The following is a 23,380-nucleotide window of genomic DNA, read 5'->3' as shown; positions in this document are numbered from 1 at the left end:
AGCACTTCCTCAACTAAGCGGCATGGATGGGTCAACGGGGACGCAACGGCACGTGCAGGTCGACACGCGTACCGTCCACGGGGGAGCTCTCGACGGCCAGCCGGCCGCCGATCTCCTCGACGCGCTGCTGCATCGAGGCGATGCCGGCGCCCGCCCGCGCCGGGTCGAAGCCGCAGCCGTCGTCCTCCACGGCGGCATGCACCCACCAGCGCGTCGTCCGTACGGACACGGCGACGCGGCGCGCGCCCGCGTGCTCGAAGCTGTTGCGCAGCGCCTCGCGCACCGACAGGAACAGCGCACGGCGGTGGGCCGTGGCCACCAGGCGCTCATTGCCCGTGACCTTGACCGTCACCTCCACCCCGGGCGGGGCCGCCTCCGCGGCGAAACCCTCGACGGCCTCGCGCAGCGGCGGCAGCTCCGTCGCCGTGACCAGCTCGCCCAGCAGCCCGCGCAGATGCCCCTCGGCCTCGCTCAGGAACGTCACCGCCGCCGCCAGCCGCTCCGGATCGCGTACCTCCGGAGCGCACTCGGCGATCAGCCGACGGGCGGTGGCCAGGGCGCCGCCGATGTGGTCGTGCAGGTCACGGGCCACGCGGCGGCGCTCGTGCCAGCGGCAGTCGGCGTGCTCGTCGGCGGCGGCGGGCAGGGCCGCCGGCGGTAACGGTTCCGGACCGGGGTCCGCGGGCGCCGCGGGTGCCGGGCGGCGTTCCAGGGTCGTGGTGGCCGCCCGGGCCAGCCCCTCGGTCAGGGCGCGGGCGAAGTCGCGTCCCAGGACGGCCGCGGACGTGCCCGAAGAGGCGGTCGAGGCCGGAACGGCGGTCTCCATCGCAATCCCCCCACTACGTGTTGCTTCATGTCCCTCGGGACGACGCGACGCTAACCGGGGAGTTCGTACTCGCCGCCCACCGACGGGTAATTCACCTTCTCCCACGGCCGTCTCGTGCGCGGCTCGTGCCAGCCTCGAGCGCAGGCGTCCACAATGCGCCGTCACCATCCGCAGGTTGGAGCAGGCAAGGAGTGGGCGCAGTGGGCAGTGAATGGTTCCGACGCTACGGTCCGGCCGCGGCCGGGGCAACAACCCCGCAGGACGGCCCCCGGCTCGTGTGCTTCCCGCACGCCGGAGGCGCGGCCAGCGCCTACGTCGCGCTCTCGCGCGCCCTGGCACCGGCCGTCGACGTCCTGGCCGTCCAATACCCCGGGCGCCAGGACCGGCACCAGGAACCGGCCGTGGACGACATCGGACGACTCGCCGACCGGCTGGCCCAGGAGGTAGCCACCGCCGTCGTCGGCGACGGGCGCCCCTACGCCTTCTTCGGGCACAGCATGGGCGCCGTCCTCGCCTACGAGACGGCCCGGCGCCTCGAACAACGCTCCCTGCCCGGGCCCGAACGGCTCTTCCTCTCCGGGCGCGGCGCCCCGCGGGCCCTGCCCAACCCGCACGACCAGGTGCGCACCGACGCGCACGTCCTCGCGGCGATCCGACGGCTCGGCGGGACGACGGGCGGCGTCTTCCAGGACCCCGACCTGCTGGCCATGGTCATGCCGGCCCTGCGGGCCGACTACCGGGCGATCGGCGGATACGCGTGGACGCCGGGGGCGCCGCTGAGCATGCCGTTCACGGTGCTGGTGGGGGACAGCGATCCGGTGGTGACGGTCGTCGAGGCGGAGGAGTGGGCGGGGTTCTCGGCGGGGCGGACGGATGTGCGGGTGTTCTCCGGGGGGCACTTCTACTTGGACCATCATGTGGGGGCTGTTGCCGAGGTGGTGGCCGAGGCGCTGGTGTTGGCGCCTGCGGCGGGCTGAGCCCCAGCCCCGCCCTTTCTCCGTTTCCCGGGGGCTCCGCCCCCGGACCCCCGGCCCTCAAACGCCGGACGGGCTGAAGGCGGCACAGCCCCCACAAACCAAAGAACCGGCAATGACCCGGGCGTTAGTGGCTGCTCCGTATCGTCCGCGGCATGAATGGTGCATCCGTTGAAACCCATGACCTCGCGGAGCCGTATCTGCTCGGGTGGCTCGCTTCCGTCGGGCTCGACGTGGAATACGTCCGGGGCGAGGGGAACACCCTCTACTACCGTGATTCCGAGGGCCGGGACATACCCGTCGCCGACTTTGCCGGCGGATACGGCTCGCTCATGCTCGGGCACAATCACCCGGAGATCAACGCGTACGCGAAATCGCTGCTGGACGGCGGAATTCCCGTGCACGCGCAGTTCTCCCGGCACCCGTACGCCAATGATCTCGCGCAGGCGCTGAACGCGATCCTGCGGCGCGAACTCGGGGACGACGCCGAGGAGTACTCGGCCATCTTCGCCAACACCGGTGCCGAGGCCGTCGAGGCGGCCGTCAAGCACGCCGAGCTGGACCGGCGGATGCGGATGGACGCCGCGTACGCCACGGCCTCCGCGCAGGTGGCCGCGGCGCAGGCCGCCGGGGCCGGGGTGGGGGCCGCGGTCGTGGCGGCGCTGGGGCTGCCGGCCGGGGCCGGGGTCGAGGTGGTGGCCGACGAGATCACGCGGCGCAACGACGCCGTGCGGCAGCGGACTCCGGTGTTCCTGGCTCTTGAGGGCGGCTTCCACGGCAAGCTCGTCGGCTCCGTGCAGCTGACCCACAACGAGGGCTACCGGGCGCCGTTCGCCGCGCTGGCCGCGCAGGCCCGGTTCGTGCCGCGGGACCGTCCCGAGGTGCTCAAGGAGGTCGTCGAGGCCGAGCGGGCCGAGCTGCTGGGCCTCGCCGTCGAGGACGGCACCGCCGTGCTCGTGCGGCACGCGGCGCCGGTGTTCTGCGCCTTCGTGCTGGAGCCCATCCAGGGCGAGGGCGGCATCCGGGTCCTCGGGCGGGAGTTCGCCGAGGAGATCCAGCGGGTCTGCGCCGCCGTCGACTGCCCGGTGATCGTCGACGAGGTGCAGAGCGGCATGGGCCGCAGCGGCTCGTTCTTCGCCTCCTCCCGCGTCGGGCTGCGCGGCGACTACTACGCCCTCGCCAAGAGCCTGGGCGGCGGCATCGCGAAGGCGTCCGTGATGCTGGTGCGCCGCTCCCGCTACCGCCCGGAGTTCGAGCTGGTGCACAGCTCGACGTTCGCCAAGGACGCCTTCTCCTGCCACATCGCGCTGAAGGTGCTGGAGCTGATGGAGGCGGACGGCGGCCGGGTCTACCGGCTGGCGGCCGAGCGCGGGCAGGCGCTCAAGGACGTGTTCGAGACCCTGCGGCAGGAATTCCCGGACGTGGTCGAGGACATCCGGGGCGAGGGGCTCATGCTCGGCCTGGAGTTCCGCGACCAGACGCAGGCCGCCTCGCAGGCCCTGCGCGAGAACGCCGGCACCTTCGGCTACCTGGTGGCCGGCTACCTGCTGCGCGAGCACCGGGTGCGGACGTTCCCCACGGCGAGCGCGGTGCACACGCTGCGCTTCGAGCCGTCGGTGTACCTGACGGACGAGGAGATCGCCCGGCTGGAGACCGGCCTGCGGGACGTGTGCGCGATCCTGCGCGCCCAGGACGGCGAGCGGCTGCTGCTCCCGGCGCTCCCGGCGTGAGATGTGCCGGTACCGGGCGGGTACGTCCCTCAACGTACCCGCCCGGTACCGGAGCCGATCGGGCCCTCGAACCGCCCCCGAAGCGCCCTCAGACCGCCAGGGGCGGCTGGGCGGCCAGCGCGAGCGGGCGGCGCAGGCGCCCGTACAGGTGGTGCAGGGTGCCGGTGGGCGCCCCCGAGGCCAGCAGCTTGCGCAGGTGGCGGCGGCGGGCGGCGGTCTCGTCGCCGACGGCGTCGATGGCCTCGATGGCATCGCGCAGGCTGTCGTCGCCGGCGAGCAGGAACTCCACGAGCCGGTCGATGGCCGCGTCCGAGAGCGGGTCGAGGCCGATGGTGGTGGCGTGCCGCCGGCCCGCGCCCCAGCCGGGGCGGCGCTGCAGCAGCTCGGGCCGGGCGGCGGCGACGACCAGCAGCGGCACGGCGGCGGCCGATTCGACCAGTTCCTCGACGCAGTCCAGCAGCGCGTCCTCGGCCCGGTGCAGGTCGTCGACGACGAGCACGAGGGGACGGCGGGCGGCCAGGGCGACCAGGAGGTGCCGCCAGGCGTGCAGCAACCGGGCCCGTTCGGGGCCCGTGCGCCGCCAGTCGCCGGCCCCGGGGGTGACCAGCGGGGTCAGCAGCTCCACCAGGGAGTGCGCCTGCGCCGGGTCGGCGACGGCCCCGCCGACGGTGGCGGCGAGCCGGCCCAGGGCCCGCTCGTCGCTCTCGCCGGGCACGATGCCGCAGGCCGCGGCGAGGACCTCGCCGTGCACGGCGAGCGCGTTGTCCTGCGGGAAGGACGGGGTGCGGCCCACCAGGAACAGGGGCGGCTCGGCCTCCTCGGAAACGATCCGCTCGAACTCCGCCACCAGGCGCGTCTTGCCGATGCCGGGGTCGCCCAGCACGGTCACCAGGTGCGGCACGGCGCGGTGCCGGGTGCGGCCGAGGAGGCCGCCGAGCAGGTCGAGCTCGCAGTCGCGGTCGACGATGGGGACCGTCCGCTCGCCCGGGTACTCGCGGCGGGTGCCGCGCACCTCCCAGCCGCCGACGGGGTCGCCCGCCGAGGAGACGACGATGGCACCCTCGGTCCGCTGCCGGGTGGTGGCGCACACGCGGATCTCGCCGGCCGGTACGCGGGAGAGCAGCGCCTGGCCGTTGTGGAGGAGCGAGCCGATCATGGTGGGCGGTGCGGCGGGGTCGTCGGGCCGGTGGCGCACGAGGGCCTCGCCGGTGACCACCGCGGCGCGGACGGCCGGACGGCGGGCGGGGCGTACGGCGGCGTACGCGGCGGAGCCGAGCGCGGCGCGCACGGCCAGGCCGGCGTGGACGGCGCGTTCGGCGGCATCCGCGGCGTGCCGGTCGTCGTCGTGCACGCCGAAGGCGACGAGGGAGACCGGGCCGATGGTGGCCACGACGGTGCCGCCGAAGTACTCGGCCTTCTCCTGGATGGCCGCGGCCACGGACTCCAGGGCGGTGTCGGTCGTCTCGCAGACGCCGCCGGGCGTCCCCTCCTCGCCGCATTCCAGTTCGGTGGCGATGAGGGCGACGCTGACCTGGGTGCGCTCGGTCACCGTGGCCTCCCGCTCGCCGGGGCCGCCGGCCGGGACGGGGGTGAGCGGGGGCCGCGCGGCGGGCGGCTCCGGCTCGGGGCGTACCGGCGCCCCGCGTACGGGCCCGGGCTCGCGGATCACCGTGTACGGCTCGGCGGGGGCCGGGGGGAAGACCGGGGAGAGCTCGGGGTCGTGGGTGAGGATCGCGTGCTGCAGGCTGCGCAGCGAGCGGCCCGGTTCGAGGCCCAGTTCCTCGACGAGGGTCGAGCGCACCCGGTCGTAGACGGCCAGGGCGTCGGCCTGGCGGCCGCAGCGGTACAGGGCGAGCATCAGCTGCCCGCAGGAACGTTCCCGCAGGGGCTCGGTGGCGACCATCGTCTCCAGCTCGCCGAGGACGGCCCGGTGCCGGCCACTGGCCAGCTCCGCCTCGAAGTAGTCCTCCATGGCATCGAGCCGGCCCTTCTCCACCGCCGCCAGCTCGGGCCAGGCGATGCCGGTCTCCACCAGGTCGGACAGGGCCGGGCCCTGCCAGAGGGTGAGGGCCTCGCGCAGCACGGCGGCGGCCTCCTGCGGGGCGCCGGAGGCGAGGCGGGAGCGGCCCTGCTCGACCTGGCGCACGAAACGGTGCAGGTCGACGTCCTCGGGGTCGACCCGCAGGACGTAGCCGGGGGCCTGGGTGAGCAGGGCGGGGGCCGACGGCGCGCCGTCCTCGGCCGTGAGCACGCCGCGCAGACCCCACACGGCGTTCTGCAGGATCTTGCGGGCGGAAGTGGGTGCTTCGTCGGTCGGCCACAGGGCCTTGAGCAGCTGGCTGGTGGCCACCACCCGGTTGGCGTGCAACAGCAGGAAGGCCAGGGTGGCACGCTGCTTGATGCCACCGAGGGCCAGGGGCCGGTCGTGGTCGACGAGTTCCAGGGGACCTAGCATTCGAAACCGCACCCGCGCAGGCTAACCACGCCCTATTGGGGCACCCTTGAGGTTCTCTCGAGGTCCGTTCGAGGTCCCGTCGGGAGGGTGTGCGGACCGGGGCCGGCGGGCCCGGCTCTCAGCCGGAGGGGCGCAGGGCGCGCATCTCGTGGTCCGCGCCCCAGGCGGCCAGCGGCTGCAGGCTCTCGTGCAGGGCGATACCCAGCTCGGTCAGGGAGTACTCCACGGCCCTGGGCAGGATCTGGTGGCACACCTCGCGGTTGACCACGCCGTCGAGCTCCATCTCCCGCAACTGCTGGCTGAGCACCTTCTCGCTGACGCCGGGTATCGCCCGCCTGAGCTCGCCGAAGCGCAGGGGGTGGCGGTGCAGCTCGGTGATGATCAGCGGCTTCCACTTGCCGCCTATGACGTTGAGGGCCGCAACCAGACCGCAGGTGAACGACTGCGACAACTGCTGTGCCATGCCCACTCCCCTACCCCATATCCCGCTGTCCCCACCGCTTTCCAAAGCCGAACCATACCGCATAAACGGTTTGTTTTTGCCCTGCTCGTCTTTGCCCCGCTTGTTTTTGCCCTGCTTGTTTTTGTGCGGCGGACGGACGGCGGGCACACGAAGGCCCCGCCGCCGTGGGAAGGACACGGCGGCGGGGCCCGGCCGGCCCTCGCGTCAGGCCACCAGGCCGCTCTTGGCGACGGGACGGTCGATCGCCATCAGCCAGCGGCCGTCCTCCACCCGCACCAGGACGTCGGTGCAGTTGCCCTCCAGGCGCAGCGGCTCGCCGTCGGGGCCGGTGGTGTCGATGGCGTACTCCACGCCGATCAGGGCCACGTCGCCCGCCACGTACGAGTGGGTGACCTTGGCCTCCAGCTTCGGCTTGTTCGCCAGGAACTCCTGGAAGAACTTCAGCCGGGCCTCGCCGGTCAGCGGCTCGCCGGAGAAGTTGGAGATGGAGTCCTCCCGGTACAGGCTGTTGAACAGCGCGCCGTCACCGGAGTTGAAGACCTGGAGGAAGATCTCGTTCTGGGTCCAGGTGTCGTCGGTGAGGTCCGGCTTCTCCGGGTCGAAAGGAACGGTGAACGTCGTCATGACGGCATTGCCTCTCTGTTTTGGGGGTGGTGCCTTAAGGGGGTGTGCCGGCGGATGCGTCACATCTCGCCGGCGGCCAGCTGGGCCGCGCGCATGCCCGACTCGATCGCGCCGTCGATGAAGCCGCTCCAGCCCTCGGCGATGTCACCGCTGGCGAAGGTGATCCGGCTGGTCGCCTGGTTGAGCACGGCCGGGTACAGCGAGGTCAGCTGGCCCGGTTTGCGGAAGGCCCAGCCGCCGCGCGCCCATTCGTCGGCGCCCCAGTTGTGCGCCCGGATGCCGATGATGTCCAGGTCGACGCCGAGCTTGCGCACCGCGTCGCGCACCTGCGTCACGTTGTTCGGGTCGAGGGCCGGGTCGACGCTGAAGCCGATGTAGAGCTGGCCCTCGGCGGTCTTCTTGTTGGGGATGATCAGCGGGATGGGCGAGCCGCCCTCGGCGGCCTGGCCGTAGACCCGGCCCTGGCCGCCCTTGGCGTGGATCCACAGCTTGACCGCGTTCTTCACCGCTATGCCCTGGGTGGTGGCCGCCGTGTGGGCCGCGGGCAGACCGGGCGAGAACTTGATCGTGTTCCAGGCGTTGACCGGCAGGGCCACGACCACGCCGCGCGCCGAATAGGTCTTGCCGGACTTGGTGGTCACCCGGGCCCACTTGCCGTCGTCGGTGATCGCCGTGACCGGGGTGTTGAGCATCAGCGTCGGCTTGGCCTCCGCCAGCATCGCCGACAGCAGGCTCACCGAACCGGTCTTGAAGCGGAAGCAGGTGGTGTTCGCCCAGCCGTCCACGTTCCAGCCGCACAGCGCCCACCACTGGGCGAACATCGTCAGCGCGCCCTGTGTGCTGGAGCCGCCCGAGTAGATGGCCGTCTGCCCGTTGAAGAGCATCTCCTCCTCGGGGCTGAGCTTCAGCTCGGTGAAGCGGTCGCGCAGCGAGAGCCGGTCGAGCTTCTGCAGCAGGTCCTGGCGGGCCAGCGGCTGGAACGGCTTCTCGAAGTACTGCCGCGAACCGTCGAACAGCTTCGACATCACCGCACCCATCCGGGCATTGCCGTCGTCCGGCGTGAACGACTTCGGGCCGGTGGGCGTCGGCAGCATCATCCGGTCCAGCGGCTCGTCCGTCTCCAGCTCCAGCTTGTAGCGCTGCAGCTCCCGGCCGATGTTGGGCTGGGTGGCCTCCACCCACGTGCCGCCGATCTCCACCTGCTGACCGGCGAAGGTGTCCGTCCAGGTACGGCCGCCGATGCGGCCGCGCGCCTCCAGGATCGTCACCCGGTAGCCCCGGGCCCGCAGCTCACGGGCCGCGGTGATGCCCGCGAAGCCCGCCCCGACGACGATGAAGTCCAGGGGGACGCTGTCGGTGCCGTCCTCCGCGGCGTGCGCCGGCCCGGCCAGGGTCGTGGCGGCGGAGGCCGCGAGCGCGGCGGCGCCGCCGGCCTTGAGGACCGTACGGCGGGACAGCCGGCGGGCGGCGAGGCGTTCAGTGTTCACGAGGTGCTTCCCCCTAGGCGAAGGCCCGGGACCGCGGTGGGCGATGCCGGACGGGACGAGCTCTTGAGGACGGACGGGGTCACGGGGTCACGGGTCCCGGGCTCACGGAGCCGGGGACGGACAGCGGGGCCGCGCGGGCGGGACGGCCCTGCCGTCGGCGCGCGCTACTCGGCCTGGCCGTACGGGTCGTCGACCGCGTAGCGCCAGTGGCCGTCGGCACCCTTGCGCAGCACGTCCACGCCCACGCCCTCCAGGTGCTCGGGGTTGCCGTCCTCGTCCACGGTGTCGATCTGCCAGTCGACGATGAGCAGCGCGGTGTCACCGGTGACGAAGGACTGCCGCGGCACGGCCGTCATCTTCGGGCGGTGGGCGAGGAATTCCTTGACGGAGTCGATGCGGGCCTGGCCGGTCAGCGGCTGACCGGGCTCCCACACCGCGACGGCGTCCTCGGTGTAGAAGGCGTTGACCGCGTCGGCGTCACCCGCATTGAACGCCTCCACATACAGCGCGGTGTGCTTTTCGACGTCATTCGTGAGCTGCGTCATGGCGAGACTGCTCCCAACTTCTATGGGGTAGGGACGAGTTCCGCAACCGGTGCGGGAAATCGCAGTCGGACAATAACGGGACGCATTCCGCCAAACGCTCACCGCCGGGTCACGGCGGACCCACCGCCCCTTGCAATCAAGCCCGATTACCGTGCCGTGACCGCACGCAGAAGTTCCGCTGGAGACCCCGCACCTACGATCGTTGCGCTTTCCACGTTTCCCTAAACGCCTTTGTGCGGTTGCGGAATTCTGCCGAGAAAGGGCTGTCGAGCGCGATGACGAAGAAGCACGATCCCGAAGCCGTCGCGGTGGTCGGCCTGTCCTGCCGGCTCCCCCAGGCGCCCGACGCGGCCGCCTTCTGGGAGCTGCTGCGCAGCGCCTCCAGCGCCATCACCGACGTACCCGAGGACCGCTGGGTCTCCGTCCTCGACGGACAGGACACCGCCGAGCGGCCGGCCGGCGGCGTGCGCCGCGGCGGCTTCCTCGACCGCGTCGACACCTTCGACGCCGCCTTCTTCGGCATCTCGCCCCGCGAGGCCGCCACCATGGATCCGCAGCAGCGGCTCGTCCTCGAACTGGCCTGGGAGGCGCTGGAGGACGCCGGCATCGTCCCCGGCGAACTCGAGGGCAGCCGCACCGCCGTCTTCGTCGGCACGCTGCGCGACGACTACGCCTCCCTGCTGCACCAGCACGGCGAAGCGGCCCTCACCCAGCACACGATGACCGGCGTCAACCGCGGCGTCATCGCGAACCGCGTCTCGTACCACCTGGGGCTGCGCGGGCCGAGCCTGACCGTCGACGCCGCCCAGTCCTCCTCGCTCGTCGCCGTCCACCTGGCCTGCGAGTCACTGCGCGGCGGCGAGTCGACCATGGCCCTGGCCGCCGGCGTCAACCTCAACATCCTCGCCGAGTCGGCCGTCACCGAGGAGCGCTTCGGCGGGCTCTCCCCCGACGGCACCGCCTACACCTTCGACGCCCGCGCCAACGGCTTCGTGCGCGGCGAGGGCGGCGGCGTCGTCGTCCTCAAGCCGCTCGCCGCCGCCCTCGCCGACGGCGACCACGTCTACGGCGTCATCCGTGGCAGCGCCGTCAACAACGACGGCACCACCCCCGGCCTGACCGTGCCCAGCCAGACCGCCCAGGAACACGTGCTGCGCGAGGCCTACCAGAAGGCCGGCATCGAACCGGCCCGCGTGCAGTACGTCGAACTCCACGGCACCGGCACCCCCGTCGGCGACCCCATCGAGGCCGCCGCCCTCGGCGCCGTCGCCGGCACCGGCCGCACCTGCGGCACCCCGCTGCTCGTCGGCTCCGCCAAGACCAACGTCGGCCACCTCGAAGGCGCCGCCGGCATCGTCGGCCTGCTCAAGACGCTCCTCGCCCTCGACCACGGCCAGCTGCCGCCCAGCCTCAACTTCGCCACCCCCAACCCCCGCATCCCGCTCGCCGAACTCGGCCTCGCCGTCCAGCGCGAGCTCACCGACTGGCCGGGCGGCGACGACGCCGAGCGCATCGCCGGCGTCTCCTCCTTCGGCATGGGCGGCACCAACGCCCACGTCGTCCTCACCTCCGCCCCCGCCCCCGCGCCCCGCCCCGAGGCCGGCCCCGGGCCGGCCGTGACCCCCTGGGCGGTCTCCGCCCGCACCCGCGACGCCCTCGCCGCCCAGGCCGGGAAGCTGCAGGACCACGTCGCCGCCGACGCCACCGCCTCCCCCGCCGGCATCGGGCACGCGCTCCTGACCACCCGCACCGTCTTCGACCACCGCGCCGTGGTCCTCGGCGAGGACCGCGCCGACCTGCTCGCCGGCCTCGGCGCGCTCGCCGCCGGCACCCCCGCCCCCAACGTGGTCACCGGCACCGTCCAGCCCGGCCTGCTGGGCGTGGTCTTCACCGGACAGGGCGCCCAGCGCGCCGGCATGGGCGAGGAACTGCACGCCGCGTTCCCCGCCTTCGCCGCCGCCTACGACGAAGCCTGCGCCGCCCTCGACGCCCACCTGCCCCGGCCCCTGCGCGAGGTGATCGCCGGCGGCGAGGGCCTGGACGACACCGCCTGGACCCAGCCCGCCCTCTTCGCCGTCGAGGTCGCCCTCTTCCGCCTCGTCGAGTCCTGGGGCGTACGCCCCGACTACGTGGCCGGGCACTCCATCGGCGAGATCGCCGCCGCCCACGTCGCCGGCGTCCTCTCCCTGGCCGACGCCGCCGCGCTCGTCACCGCCCGCGGCCGGCTGATGCAGGCCCTGCCGGCCGGCGGCGCGATGATCGCCGTCGAGGCCACCGAGGACGAGGTGCTGCCGCTGCTCGCCGGCCGCGAGGACGAGGTGGCCGTCGCCGCCGTCAACGGCCCGCGGTCCGTCGTCGTCGGCGGCACCGAGGCCGCCGCCGAGGAGATCGCCGCCCGGCTGAAGGAGCAGGGCCGCAAGACCAAGCGCCTGACCGTCAGCCACGCCTTCCACTCGCCCCTCATGCGCCCCATGCTGGAGGAGTTCCGCGCAGTCGTCGCGGGCCTGGACTTCCGCACCCCGCGCATCGCCGCCGTCTCCACCGTGACCGGCGAGGTCGTCACCGACGACCAGTGGACCACCCCCGGCTACTGGGTCGACCACGTCGCCCGCCCCGTGCGCTTCGCCGACGCCACCCGCGCCCTGGAGGACGCCGGCGTCACCACCTTCCTCGAACTCGGCCCCGACGGCGTGTGCTCCGCCATGGTCACCGGCTCCCTGCGCGACGCCGGCGCCGCAGCCGCCGTACCCGCCCTGCGCACCGGCCGCGGCGAGACGCGCACCCTGCTCACCGCCCTGGCCACCCTCTTCGTGCGCGGCGCCGCCGTCGACCTGGCCACCGCCTTCGCCGGCACCCCCACCGGCCGGGTGCCCCTGCCCACGTACGCCTTCCAGCGCGAACGGCACTGGATCGACGGCGGCACCGGCCGCACCGCCGCCGCCCTGCCCGCCCGCACCGCCACGCCGGCCGCCCCGGCCGCGCCCCGCGGCGCGCTCGGGAGCCGCCTCGCCGGGATGCCGCCCGCCGAGCGCGCCCGCGCCGTCGCCGACCTGGTCGGCACGCACGTCGCCGCCGTCCTGGAGTACGGGCCCGGGCAGGCCGTCGACACCGGCGCGCCCTTCAAGGAACTCGGCTTCGACTCCCTGATGTCCGTCGAGCTGCGCGGCAACCTCGCCGAGGCCACCGGCCTGCGCCTGCCCAGCGGCCTGCTCTTCGACCACCCCACCCCGGCCGCCCTCGCCACGTACCTGGAAGCCGAACTCACCGGCCTCGCCGACGGTTCCGACGACATCGCGCATGCCGCCGGCGACCACGACGAGCCCATCGCCGTCATCGGCATGGCCTGCCGCTACCCCGGCGGCGTCACCTCCCCCGAGGATTTGTGGCGCCTGGTCGCGGACGGCGTCGACGCCGTCGGCGGCTTCCCCACCGACCGCGGCTGGGACGAGGAGCTGTACGACCCCGACCCCGCCCGCACCGGCAAGTCCACCGTGCGCGAAGGCGGCTTCCTGCACGACGCCGCACGCTTCGACGCCGCCTTCTTCGGCATCTCCCCCCGCGAAGCCCTCGCCATGGACCCCCAGCAGCGCCTCCTGCTGGAGACCGCCTGGGAGGCCGTCGAACGCGCCGGCATCGACGCCGCCCGCCTCAAGGGCACCCGCACCGGCGTCTTCGTCGGTGCCACCCCCCTCGACTACGGGCCGCGCATGCACGACGCACCCGAAAGCGTCGAAGGCCACCTGCTCACCGGCACCACCCCCAGCGTCATGTCCGGTCGCATCGCCTACCAGCTCGGCCTCGTCGGCCCCGCCGTCACCGTCGACACCGCCTGCTCCTCGTCACTGGTGGCACTGCACCTGGCCGTACGGTCGCTGCGCTCCGGCGAGACCACGCTCGCCCTCGCGGGCGGCGCGACGGTGATGTCCTCGCCCGGCATGTTCGTCGAGTTCTCCCGGCAGCGCGGCCTGGCCCCCGACGGCCGCTCCAAGTCCTTCGCCGAGGACGCCGACGGCACCTCCTGGGCCGAGGGCGTCGGCCTGCTCCTCGTCGAACGCCTCTCCGACGCCCGCCGCAACGGCCACCGCGTCCTCGCCGTCATCCGGGGCTCCGCCGTCAACCAGGACGGCGCCTCCAACGGCCTCACCGCCCCCAACGGCCCCTCCCAGCAGCGCGTCATCCGCGCCGCCCTCGCCGACGCCGGCCTGCAGCCGGCCGACGTCGACGCCGTCGAGGCCCACGGCACCGGAACCCGCCTCGGCGACCCCATCGAGGCCGAGGCGCTCCAGGCCACCTACGGCCGCGACCGCGACGAGCCCGTCCACCTCGGCTCCCTCAAGTCCAACATCGGCCACACCCAGGCCGCCGCCGGCGTCGGCGGCGTCATCAAGATGATCCAGGCCATGGAGCACGGCATCCTGCCGCGCACCCTCCACGCCGACACCCCCACCAGCCACATCGACTGGAACGCCGGCGCCCTGCAGCTCCTGACCACCGAGCGCGCCTGGCCGGCCGTCGACCGGCCGCGCCGCGCCGCCGTCTCCTCCTTCGGCATCAGCGGCACCAACGCCCACGTCGTCCTCGAACAAGGCGACCCCGCGCCCACCCCCCGCACGGACGACGACCTGCCCGCACCCGCCCCCTGGGTGCTCTCCGCCCGCGACGACGACGCCCTGCGCGAGCAGGCCGCACGGCTGCGCGACCACGTCGCCGCTCGCGGCCTCCACCCCGCCGACGTCGGCCTCACCCTGGCCACCGGCCGCAGCCTCCTCGACCAGCGGGCCGCCGTCACCGGCCGCACGACCGAGGAGTTCCTCGCCGGCCTCGACGCCCTCGCGACCGGCGGCAGCGCGCCGCACCTCGTCACCGGCAGCGCCGCCCGCGCCGGCCGCACCGCGTTCCTCTTCACCGGCCAGGGCGCCCAACGCCCCGGCATGGGCCGCGAACTGTACGCCGCCCACCCCGCCTTCGCCGCCGCCTTCGACGCCGTCGCCGCCGCCCTCGACCCCCTGCTGGACCGGCCCCTGCGCGAGGTGATCGACACCGGCGAGGGCCTCGACGAGACCCGGTACACCCAGCCCGCGCTCTTCGCCCTCGAAGTCGCCCTCCACCGGCTCCTCGAACACCACGGGCTGACCCCCGACCTCGTCGCCGGCCACTCCATCGGCGAACTCGCCGCCGCCCACGTCGCCGGCGTCCTGTCCCTGGCCGACGCCGCCACCCTCGTCGCCGCCCGCGGCCGCCTCATGCAGTCCGCACGCGCCGGCGGCGCAATGATCGCCATCCAGGCCGCCGAGGCCGACGTCGCCGCCTCGCTCACCGGCCACGAGGGCGCCGTCTCCCTGGCCGCCGTCAACGGCCCCGACGCCGTGGTGATCTCCGGCGACGAGGACGCCTGCGAAGCCGTCGCGGCGGCGTGGCGCGAGCGCGGCGCCAGGACCAAGCGGCTGTCGGTCAGCCACGCCTTCCACTCGCCCCACATGGACGACGTCCTGGAGGAATTCCGCGCCGTCGCCGCCGGACTCACCTTCCACGCCCCGCGCATCCCGCTCGTCTCCACCGTCACCGGAACAGTGGCGGACCCCGAACAGCTCACCTCGCCGGACTACTGGACCGGCCAGATCCGCGAAGCCGTCCGCTTCGCCGACGCCGTACGGGCCCTGCGCGACGCCGGCACCACCGTGTTCGTCGAGGTCGGCCCCGACCCGGTGCTCACCGCCATGACACGCGCCACCCTCGGCGACGACGACGGCGCCACCACCGTCGCCCTGCTGCGCACCGGGCGGCCGGAGACCGAGCAGTTCGCGGGCGGCGCCGCCGCCGCCCACGTCGCCGGCGCACCCCTCGACACCGCCACCTTCCACCCCGGCGCCCGGATCGTCGACCTGCCCACCTACGCCTTCCGGCGCGAGCACTACTGGCTCACCGCCCGACCGGCCGGCGACGCCCGCAGCCTCGGCCTCGACGTCGCCGGACACCCCCTCCTCGCCACCGCCGTCGACCTCGCCGACCGCGACGAACTCCTCCTCACCAGCCGCCTCGCCCTCACCACCCACCCCTGGCTCGCCGACCACACCATCGACGGCACCGTCCTGGTCCCCGCCACCGCCTTCCTCGAACTCGCCGTCGCCGCCGCCGACCGCGCCGGCGCCGGCCCCATCGAAGAACTCACCCTGCGCGCCCCCCTGGTCCTGCCCGAACGCGGCGCCGTCCGCATCCAGGTCGCCGTCACCGCACCCGACCCCGGCGGCAGCCGCACCTTCACCGTCCACGCCCGCCCCGACGGGCCCGACGGCACCGACGCGCCCTGGACCCTGCACGCCGCCGGCACCCTCGCGGCGACCCCCGCCCCCGCCCCCGCCGTCACCGGCACCACCACCTGGCCCCCCGCCGGCGCCGTCGCCGAACCCCTCACCGACGTCTACGACCGGCTCGCCGCCCTCGGCTACGGCTACGGGCCCGCCTTCCAGGGCCTGCGCGCCGTGTGGCGCGCAGGCGAGGAGACGTACGCGGAAGTGGCCCTGCCCGCGGAACAGGCGGAGACGGCAGGCTCCTACGCCCTCCACCCCGCCCTCTTCGACGCCGTCCTCCACCCGCTCGTCCTGGCCACCGCCGACCCCTCGGCCCCCGAGCGGATCCGGCTCCCCTTCGCCTGGACCGACGTGACCCTGCACGCCGCAGGAGCCACGGCCCTGCGGGTCCGCATCGCCCCGGCGGGCACCGACACCGTCTCCCTCGACCTCGCCGACGCGACAGGCGCGCCCGTCGCATCCGTGGGCGCGCTCACCCTGCGCCCGGTGGACAAGGCACGTCTGGGCGCCACGCCGCAGACCGACTCCCTCTACACGGTGACCTGGCAGCCCGTACCTGCCCCCGACGGCGCCGCCGTCACCTGGGCCGAGGCACACGGCGACGAACTCCCGGCGTTCGACGGCCCGGCACCGCAGGTCGTCGTCGCGACCGCAGCCGCAGACGCAGCCGCAGCCGCAGCCGCCGCCGAACAGGACGCCCGCACCGCGACGCGGCGCGCACTGCGCCTGATCCAGGCGTTCCTGGCCGACGAGCGCCTGGACGGCGCACGGCTGGTGTTCGTCACGCGGGGCGCGGTGGCGGCGGGCCCGGACGAGGACGTCACCGACCTGGCGTCGGCCCCGGTCTGGGGCCTGGTACGCGCGGCCCAGTCGGAGCACCCCGGGCGCTTCGTACTGATCGACGCGCCCGCCCTCCCGGACCGCGGACTCCTGGCGGCGGCCCTCACCACGGACGAACCGCAACTGGCGGTGCGGGGTGGGGGGCTGCGGGTGCCGCGGCTGGTGCGGGCGGGAGATCTCCCCCACCCCGCCCCTTCCCGAACCCGGGGCTCCGCCCCGGCCCCCGAGGCCGAGGTCCCCGGGGCTCCGCCCCGCACCCCGGCCACGGGCGCCGCAGCCGCGCAAAGCGCGGCAAGCGGTACGCCGGCCGCAGCCGCGCGGAGCGCGGCAGGCAGTGCGCCGGACTCGGCCGCACCGGTTGTGGGCAATCGTCCCGCTGGGCGGGACGGGTGGGCACAACCGGGCCACCGGGCCGCACCCGGCGACGAGACGCCCGCCACCGGCGGCCCCGCCGCGCGCAGCGCGGGCCGCGGCGTCGGCGAGGGCCGGGCCCTCGATCCCGACGGCACCGTCCTCGTCACCGGCGGCACCGGTGGGCTCGGGGCGCTCTTCGCGCGGCACCTCGTCACCGCGTACGGCATCCGGCATCTGTTGCTCTCCAGTCGGCGGGGCGTCGACGCCCCCGGGGCCGTCGAGCTCGTCGCCGAGCTCGAAGGTCTCGGCGCGCGCGTCACCGTCGTCGCGGCCGACGCCGCCGTCCGCGGTGACGTCGAGGCGCTGCTCGCCCGTGTCGACGGCGCGCACCCGCTCACCGCGGTCGTGCACACCGCCGGTGTGCTGGACGACGCCACTGTCGAGGCGTTGACCGAGGAGCAGGTGGACGCCGTGCTGCGGCCGAAGGTGGATGCCGCCCGGCATCTGCACGAGCTCACCCGCGACCTGGATCTCGCCGCCTTCGTCCTCTTCTCTTCCGTCTCCGGCATCACCGGCACCGCCGGCCAGGCCAACTACGCCGCTGCCAACACTTACCTGGACGCTCTGTCCGCCCACCGCCGGGCGAACGGTCTGGCCGCCACGTCGCTCGCCTGGGGCCTGTGGGACGCCACGCACGGCATGGGCGGCACGCTCGGCGCCGCCGACCTCGCGCGCTGGACGCGCGCCGGTGTCGCGCCGCTGACTCCGGCGCAGGGCCTGGCCCTGTTCGACGCCGCCCTCGCGGGCAACGAGGCCCTGTACGTGCCGGCTTCGCTGAATCTCGCCGCGTTCGCCGAGGCCCCGCCCGCGCTGCTGCGCGGCCTGGTGCGGGCGCGGCCCGCCCGCCGTACCGCGCAGTCGGCGGCCGCTCCGGCCGGCGGTTGGGCGCAGTCGATGGCGGCGCTGCCGCAGGAGGAGCGCGCGGCGGCGGTCACCGATCTGGTGCGCGGCGTCGTGGCGGGCGTCCTGGGTCATGCCACGCCCACGGGCATCGATCCGGAGCGGGCTTTCAAGGAGCTCGGTTTCGATTCCCTCTCCGGCGTCGAGCTGCGCAATCGCCTGAACGCGGCCACCGGTCTGCGGCTGCCGACCACGGTCGTCTTCGACCACCCCTCCCCCGCCGCGCTGGCCGCGTACCTGCTCTCCAAGGTGGCGGACAGCGGTCCCAAGAGCGCCGTACCGGCCGTACGGGCGAGCAGCGACGAGCCGATCGCCATCGTAGGCATGGCCTGCCGCTATCCCGGCGGCGTCGCCTCCCCCGAGGACCTGTGGCGTCTGGTGGCGGGCGGCGTGGACGCGATCAGCGAGTTCCCCGTCAACCGCGGCTGGGACCTGGACGCGCTGTACGACCCGGACCCGGAGCGGACCGGCAGCTCGTACGTCCGTCACGGCGGTTTCCTGCACGACGCCGACCAGTTCGACCGGGAGTTCTTCGGGATCTCGCCGCGCGAGGCGACCGCGACCGATCCGCAGCACCGGTTGCTGCTGGAGACGGCGTGGGAGACGTTCGAGAGCGCGGGCATCGACCCGGCTGCCGTGCGGGGTTCCAACACCGGTGTGTTCACCGGCGCCATGTACGACGACTACGCCTCGCGGCTGGCGGGCACGCCGGAGGAGTTCGAGGGCTTCCTGCTCGCGGGCAACCTCTCCAGCGTCGTCTCGGGCCGGCTGTCGTACACGTACGGGCTGGAGGGCCCGGCGGTGACCGTGGACACCGCCTGCTCGTCCTCCCTCGTGGCCCTGCACCTGGCGGCGAACGCGCTGCGGTCGGGCGAGTGCGACCTGGCGCTGGCGGGCGGTGTGACGGTGATGGCCGGCCCGCACGTGTTCATCGAGTTCAGCCGGCAGCGCGGGCTGTCGTCCGACGGCCGCTGCAAGTCGTTCTCCGCTGATGCGGACGGCACGGGCTGGGCGGAAGGCGTGGGCCTGCTGCTCGTCGAGCGTCTCTCCGACGCCCGCCGCAACGGCCACCACGTCCTCGCCGTCCTGCGCGGCTCGGCCGTCAACCAGGACGGCGCTTCCAACGGCCTGACCGCCCCCAACGGCCCCGCCCAGGAACGCGTCATCCGCCAGGCCCTCGCCAGCGCCGGACTCCACCCCTCCGACGTCGACGCCGTCGAAGCCCACGGCACCGGCACCACCCTCGGCGACCCCATCGAGGCCCAGGCACTCCTCGCCACCTACGGCCAGGACCGGCCCGACGACCGCCCCCTCTACCTCGGCTCCCTCAAATCCAACATCGGACACGCCCAGGCCGCCGCCGGCGTCGGCGGGATCATCAAGATGATCCAGGCCATGGACCACGGCGTCCTGCCGCGCACCCTGCACGCCGACGAGCGCTCGCCGCACGTCGACTGGGAGGCGGGCGCCATCGAGCTGCTCACCGAGGAGCGGGCGTGGCCCGACGCGGGCCGCCCGCGCCGCGCGGCGGTCTCCTCCTTCGGCATCAGCGGCACCAACGCGCACGTCATCATCGAGCAGCCCCCCGTCGAGGAACCCGCCGTCGGGGAACCCGCCGGCGAGCGTCCCGCGGCCGGCGGCGTCCTGCCGTGGCTGCTGTCCGGCCGCGGCGAGGAGGCGCTGCGGGCCCAGGCCGAGCGCCTGCACGCCCACGTCACCGCCCACCCGCAGGCCGACCCGGTCGACATCGGCCACGCGCTGGCCACCACCCGGGCGCTGCACGAGCACCGGGCGGCCGTCGTCGGTGCCGACCGCGCCGAGCTGCTGGCCGGGCTGGAGGCGCTGGCGCGCGGCGAGTCGTCGCCGGCCGTGGTGCGCGCCACCGGTTCGGGGCGGGGGAAGACCGCGTTCCTGTTCACGGGGCAGGGCTCGCAGCGGCTGGGCATGGGCCGCGAGCTGTACGCGGCCTCGCCGGTCTTCGCCGCCGCGCTCGACGCGGTGTGCGCCCACCTGGACAGCGAGCTGCCGCGCCCGCTGAAGAGCGTGCTCTTCGCGGCCGAGGGCTCGCCCGACGCGGCGCTGCTGGACATGACGGTGTTCACGCAGGCGGCCCTGTTCGCCGTGGAGACCGCGCTGTTCCGTCTCGCCGAGCACCGCGGGCTCGTCCCCGACTACCTGCTGGGGCACTCGATCGGCGAGGTCACCGCCGCCCACCTGGCCGGCGTCCTGGACCTGCCCGACGCCTGCCACCTCGTCGCCGAGCGCGGCCGGCTGATGCAGGCCGCGCGCGACGGCGGCGCCATGGCCGCGATCCGGGCGAGCGAGGACGACGTCGTCGCGACGCTCGCGGCCTACGCCGACGACGAGCGCGTCGCCGTCGCCGGCGTCAACGGCCCCCGTTCCGTCGTCGTCTCCGGCGACGAGGACGCCGTCGACGCCCTCGTCGCCCTGTGGCGCGAGCGCGGCGCCAAGACCAGGCGGCTGTCGGTCAGCCACGCCTTCCACTCCCCGCACATGGACGACGTCCTGGAGGAGTTCCGGGCCGTCGCCGCCGGGCTCACCTTCCACGCCCCGCGCATCCCCGTCGTCTCCAACGTCACCGGCACCCTCGCCACCACCGAGGACCTCACCTCGCCCGACTACTGGGCGCGCCACATCCGCGGCGCCGTCCGCTTCCTCGACGGCGTGCGGTACCTGGAGGAGCAGGGCGTCACCGACTGGCTCGAACTCGGCCCCGACGGCGTGCTCACCGCCCTCGTCGAGGAGAGCCTGAGCGGTGAGGCCGGCTCGCTCGCCCCCGCCCTGCGCCGGGGCCGGCCGGAGGACCGTACGGCCGAGGCGGCCTTCGCCCTGCTGGCCGCCCGCGGCGTGCGCACCGACTGGGACGCCGTCTTCCCCGGCGCCCGCCGGGTGCCGCTGCCCACGTACGCCTTCCGGCACCGGCGGTACTGGCTCGACGCCCCCGCCACGGCCGGGGCCGGCGCGGAGGGCCTCGGCCTGGGCGCGGCCGGGCACCCGCTGCTGGGGGCTGCCGTCCAGCTCGCCGAGCGCGACGAGTACCTCTTCACCGGGCGCGTCTCGCGCCGCACCCACCCCTGGCTCGCCGACCACGCCGTCCTCGGCGCGGTGCTGCTGCCGGGCACCGGCCTGCTGGAGATGGCCCTGCGCGCCGGCGAACAGGCCGGCTGCGACTCCGTCGAGGACCTCACCCTCGCCGCACCGCTCGTCCTGCCCGAACGCGGCGCCGTCCGGCTCCAGCTGGCCGTCGGTGCCGCCGAGGACGACGGGCGCCGCACCGTCACCGTCCACTCCCGGCCCGACGACGGCGACGACGACCGGCCGTGGGTCCTGCACGCCACCGGCACCCTCGCCCCCGGCCGCGCCACCGGGCAGGGGCTTGCGGCGTGGCCGCCCGCCGGGGCGACGGAGGTCCCGCTGGAGGGCGCGTACGAGCGGCTCGCGGAGGGCGGCTACGCGTACGGGCCGGCGTTCCGCGGCCTGCGTCGCCTGTGGCGGGGCGAGGGCGAACTGTTCGCCGAGGTCGCCCTCGCCGACGACCTGCGCACCGACGCCGCGTCGTTCGCCCTGCACCCCGCCCTGCTCGACGCCGCACTGCACCCGCTGCTGCCGGGCGTGACGGACGAGGACGGGCCCTCGTGGCTGCCGTTCTCGTGGGCGGGCGCCACGGTCCACGCCACGGGCGCCACGGTGCTGCGCGTCCGCCTGGCCCTCGACCGGCCCGACCCCACCACCCTCCTGGCCTCCCTCACGGTGACCGACACCACGGGCACCCCGGTGGCCACGATCGACACCCTCACCCTGCGCCCCCTCTCCAAGGAGGCCCTGACGACGAACACGTCCCCGGACGGCCTGTTCAAGGTGACGTGGGCGCCGCTGGTTGTGGGCAATCGTCCCGCTGGGCGGTGGGGGCACCTCCCAGCGGTAGCTGGGGGAGGGTGGGCACAACCCACCCACCGGGCCGCACCCGGCGACGAAACCCCGTCGTACGACGACCTCGCCGCACTCCGCGCGGCGGTCGACGCCGGTGCACAGGCGCCGACCACCGTGGTCGTCCAGGCCCCCGGGGCCGACGGCGACAGCGTCACCGCCGCCCACGCCGCGCTGCACAGCGCAATGGACCTCGTCCAGACCTGGCTCAAGGACGACCGCTTCGCGGACTCCCGCCTCGTCGTCACCACCCACCGCGCCGTGGCCGCCGGCACCGAGGACGTCCTCGACCTCGCCCACGCGGGCCTGTGGGGCCTGCTGCGCTCCGCGCAGAACGAGAACCCCGGCCGTATCGCCCTGGTCGACCTCGACGAGGCGGCCACGGCCGAGCACCTGGCGGCCGCCGTCGCCTCCGGCGAGCCCCAGGCCGCCGTGCGCAACGGCACCGTCCTCGTCCCCCGCCTGGCCCGCGCCGAGCGCACCGGCACCGGGGAGGAGGCCCCCGCCTGGGACTCGGGCACGGTGCTGGTCACCGGCGCCACGGGCGCTCTCGGCGGGATCCTGGCCCGGCATCTGGTCACGCAGCACGGCGCCCGCCGTCTGCTGCTGCTCAGCCGCCGCGGCATCGAGGCGCCCGGCGCGGCGGAGCTGAGCGCCGAGCTCACCGAGCTGGGCGCGCAGGTGAGCGTCGAGGCCGTCGACGTGACCGACCGCGACGCGCTGGCCGCCGTGGTCGCGGGCGTACCGGCCGAGCATCCGCTGACGGCCGTCGTGCACACCGCCGGTGTCCTCGACGACGGCGTGCTGGCGCAGATGACGCCGGATCAGCTGTCGTCCGTGCTGCGGCCGAAGGTCGACGCCGCCTGGCACCTGCACGAGCTCACGGCGCATCTGCCGCTGACGGCGTTCGTGCTGTACTCCTCCGTCGCCGGTCTCCTCGGTACGGCCGGGCAGTCGAACTACGCGGCCGGCAATGCGTTCCTCGACGCCCTGGCCGCCCATCGCCGGGCCATGGGGCTGCCCGCGGTCTCCTTGGCCTGGGGCCTGTGGGCGGACACGGGGTCGATCGCCGGGCACCTGGGCGAGGCGGACCTGCGCCGCCTGGCCCGGGTCGGGCTGCTGCCGCTGCAGACGAAGGAGGCCATGGAGCTGTTCGACGCCGCTCCGGCCACCGGTGAGGCGGTCCTCGCGGTCACCCGCCTGGACACGGCCGCCCTGCGCCGCGGGGAGCCGCTGCCGCTGCTGCGCGGCCTGGTCCGTACGGCACCCGCCCGGCGCAGCGCTGCGGCGGGAGGCGCCGAGGCGCAGGACGGGGTGTCGCTGTCCGAGCGGCTGGCCGCCCTGTCGCCGGCCGAGCGGGGCCGGGCCCTGACCGACCTCGTCCGGGCGCAGGTGGCCCAGGTGCTCGGGCACGCCGACCCGTCCGGCATCAGTGCCGAACGGCCCTTCCAGGAGCTGGGCTTCGACTCGCTGACGGCGGTCGAGCTGCGCAACCTGCTCAACAAGGCCACCGGGCTGCGGCTGCCGACGACGCTGGTCTTCGACCATCCCAGCCCGGCCGCGCTGGCCGCGCACCTCGAAGGCCGCCTCGACATCCGGCCGGTGTCCGCCGCCGACCCCGTGCTCGACGGCCTCGACGGGCTGCGCACGGCGATCGAGGCGGCGGCCGCGACCGGCGGCGACGAGCGCGAACGCATCACCGTACGGCTGCGGGAGCTGCTGGCGGCGGCCGAGGCCGCGGGCGGTGCGCCCGCGGCCGAGGAGGAGCCGGACGACAACGCCGACCTCGACGAGGCGAGCGACGAGGAGCTCTTCGCGCTCTTCGACGGCCTCGAGTGACCCACCCATCCCACCCATCCCACCCAT

The 23,380-nt window shown here is 74.7% G+C and carries 9 protein-coding genes; 3 read left to right on the top strand and 6 right to left on the bottom strand.

Annotated features, from left to right (window positions below):
- Positions 1-31: 31 nt before the first annotated feature.
- The gene (locus AC27L3_RS23515; protein WP_487236033.1) at positions 32-826 is read right to left on the bottom strand and encodes a sensor histidine kinase; all 795 of its coding nucleotides are present in this window, start codon (positions 824-826) and stop codon (positions 32-34) included.
- Positions 827-1,026: 200 nt separating this feature from the next.
- Between AC27L3_RS23515 and AC27L3_RS23510 the strand changes: the two genes are divergently transcribed.
- Both AC27L3_RS23510 and AC27L3_RS23505 read left to right on the top strand, forming a co-directional pair.
- Positions 1,027-1,803, top strand: coding sequence for a thioesterase II family protein (locus AC27L3_RS23510; RefSeq protein ID WP_487236032.1), 777 nt, complete (start codon positions 1,027-1,029; stop codon positions 1,801-1,803).
- Positions 1,804-1,955: 152 nt separating this feature from the next.
- Positions 1,956-3,530, top strand: a complete 1,575-nt coding sequence (locus AC27L3_RS23505) for an aspartate aminotransferase family protein (protein ID WP_487236031.1) — start codon at positions 1,956-1,958, stop codon at positions 3,528-3,530.
- Between the two features lie 88 nt (positions 3,531-3,618).
- Here the strand turns inward: AC27L3_RS23505 and AC27L3_RS23500 are convergent, their stop codons facing one another.
- The 5 genes from AC27L3_RS23500 to AC27L3_RS23480 form a co-directional block, all read right to left on the bottom strand.
- On the bottom strand, positions 3,619-5,985 hold the full coding sequence (locus AC27L3_RS23500; protein WP_487236030.1) for an ATP-binding protein: 2,367 nt from the start codon (positions 5,983-5,985) through the stop codon (positions 3,619-3,621).
- Between the two features lie 118 nt (positions 5,986-6,103).
- Positions 6,104-6,448 carry a winged helix-turn-helix transcriptional regulator gene (locus AC27L3_RS23495; protein ID WP_487236029.1) on the bottom strand — a complete coding sequence of 115 codons (345 nt, stop codon included), beginning with the start codon at positions 6,446-6,448 and terminating at the stop codon, positions 6,104-6,106.
- 204 nt (positions 6,449-6,652) lie between these two features.
- Positions 6,653-7,072 (bottom strand): YybH family protein, encoded by a 420-nt coding sequence (locus AC27L3_RS23490; protein WP_344433257.1) that lies wholly within the window; start codon positions 7,070-7,072, stop codon positions 6,653-6,655.
- A gap of 59 nt (positions 7,073-7,131) precedes the next feature.
- Entirely contained in the window at positions 7,132-8,559 is a 1,428-nt protein-coding gene (locus AC27L3_RS23485) for a flavin monoamine oxidase family protein (protein WP_487236028.1), read from the bottom strand.
- A gap of 164 nt (positions 8,560-8,723) precedes the next feature.
- On the bottom strand, positions 8,724-9,104 hold the full coding sequence (locus AC27L3_RS23480; protein ID WP_365969437.1) for a YybH family protein: 381 nt from the start codon (positions 9,102-9,104) through the stop codon (positions 8,724-8,726).
- Positions 9,105-9,379: 275 nt separating this feature from the next.
- Here AC27L3_RS23480 and AC27L3_RS23475 point away from each other — a divergent pair, with 275 nt between their 5' ends.
- The gene (locus AC27L3_RS23475) at positions 9,380-23,353 is read left to right on the top strand and encodes a type I polyketide synthase (RefSeq protein WP_487236027.1); all 13,974 of its coding nucleotides are present in this window, start codon (positions 9,380-9,382) and stop codon (positions 23,351-23,353) included.
- Positions 23,354-23,380: the final 27 nt, after the last annotated feature.

Source organism: Streptomyces sp. PKA51, from assembly GCF_057552455.1.
Note: the sequence above shows the minus strand (reverse complement) of the source record. Positions and strands in the feature narration are given on the sequence as shown.

Bases quoted from the DNA above. Each gene is read 5' to 3' on its own strand.
- AC27L3_RS23480 (WP_365969437.1), bottom strand. From the start codon at position 9,104: ATGACGCAGCTCACGAATGACGTCGAAAAGCACACCGCGCTGTATGTG.
- AC27L3_RS23505 (WP_487236031.1), top strand. From the start codon at position 1,956: ATGAATGGTGCATCCGTTGAAACCCATGACCTCGCGGAGCCGTATCTG.
- AC27L3_RS23490 (WP_344433257.1), bottom strand. From the start codon at position 7,072: ATGACGACGTTCACCGTTCCTTTCGACCCGGAGAAGCCGGACCTCACC.
- AC27L3_RS23475 (WP_487236027.1), top strand. From the start codon at position 9,380: ATGACGAAGAAGCACGATCCCGAAGCCGTCGCGGTGGTCGGCCTGTCC.
- AC27L3_RS23500 (WP_487236030.1), bottom strand. From the start codon at position 5,985: ATGCTAGGTCCCCTGGAACTCGTCGACCACGACCGGCCCCTGGCCCTC.
- AC27L3_RS23495 (WP_487236029.1), bottom strand. From the start codon at position 6,448: ATGGCACAGCAGTTGTCGCAGTCGTTCACCTGCGGTCTGGTTGCGGCC.
- AC27L3_RS23515 (WP_487236033.1), bottom strand. From the start codon at position 826: ATGGAGACCGCCGTTCCGGCCTCGACCGCCTCTTCGGGCACGTCCGCG.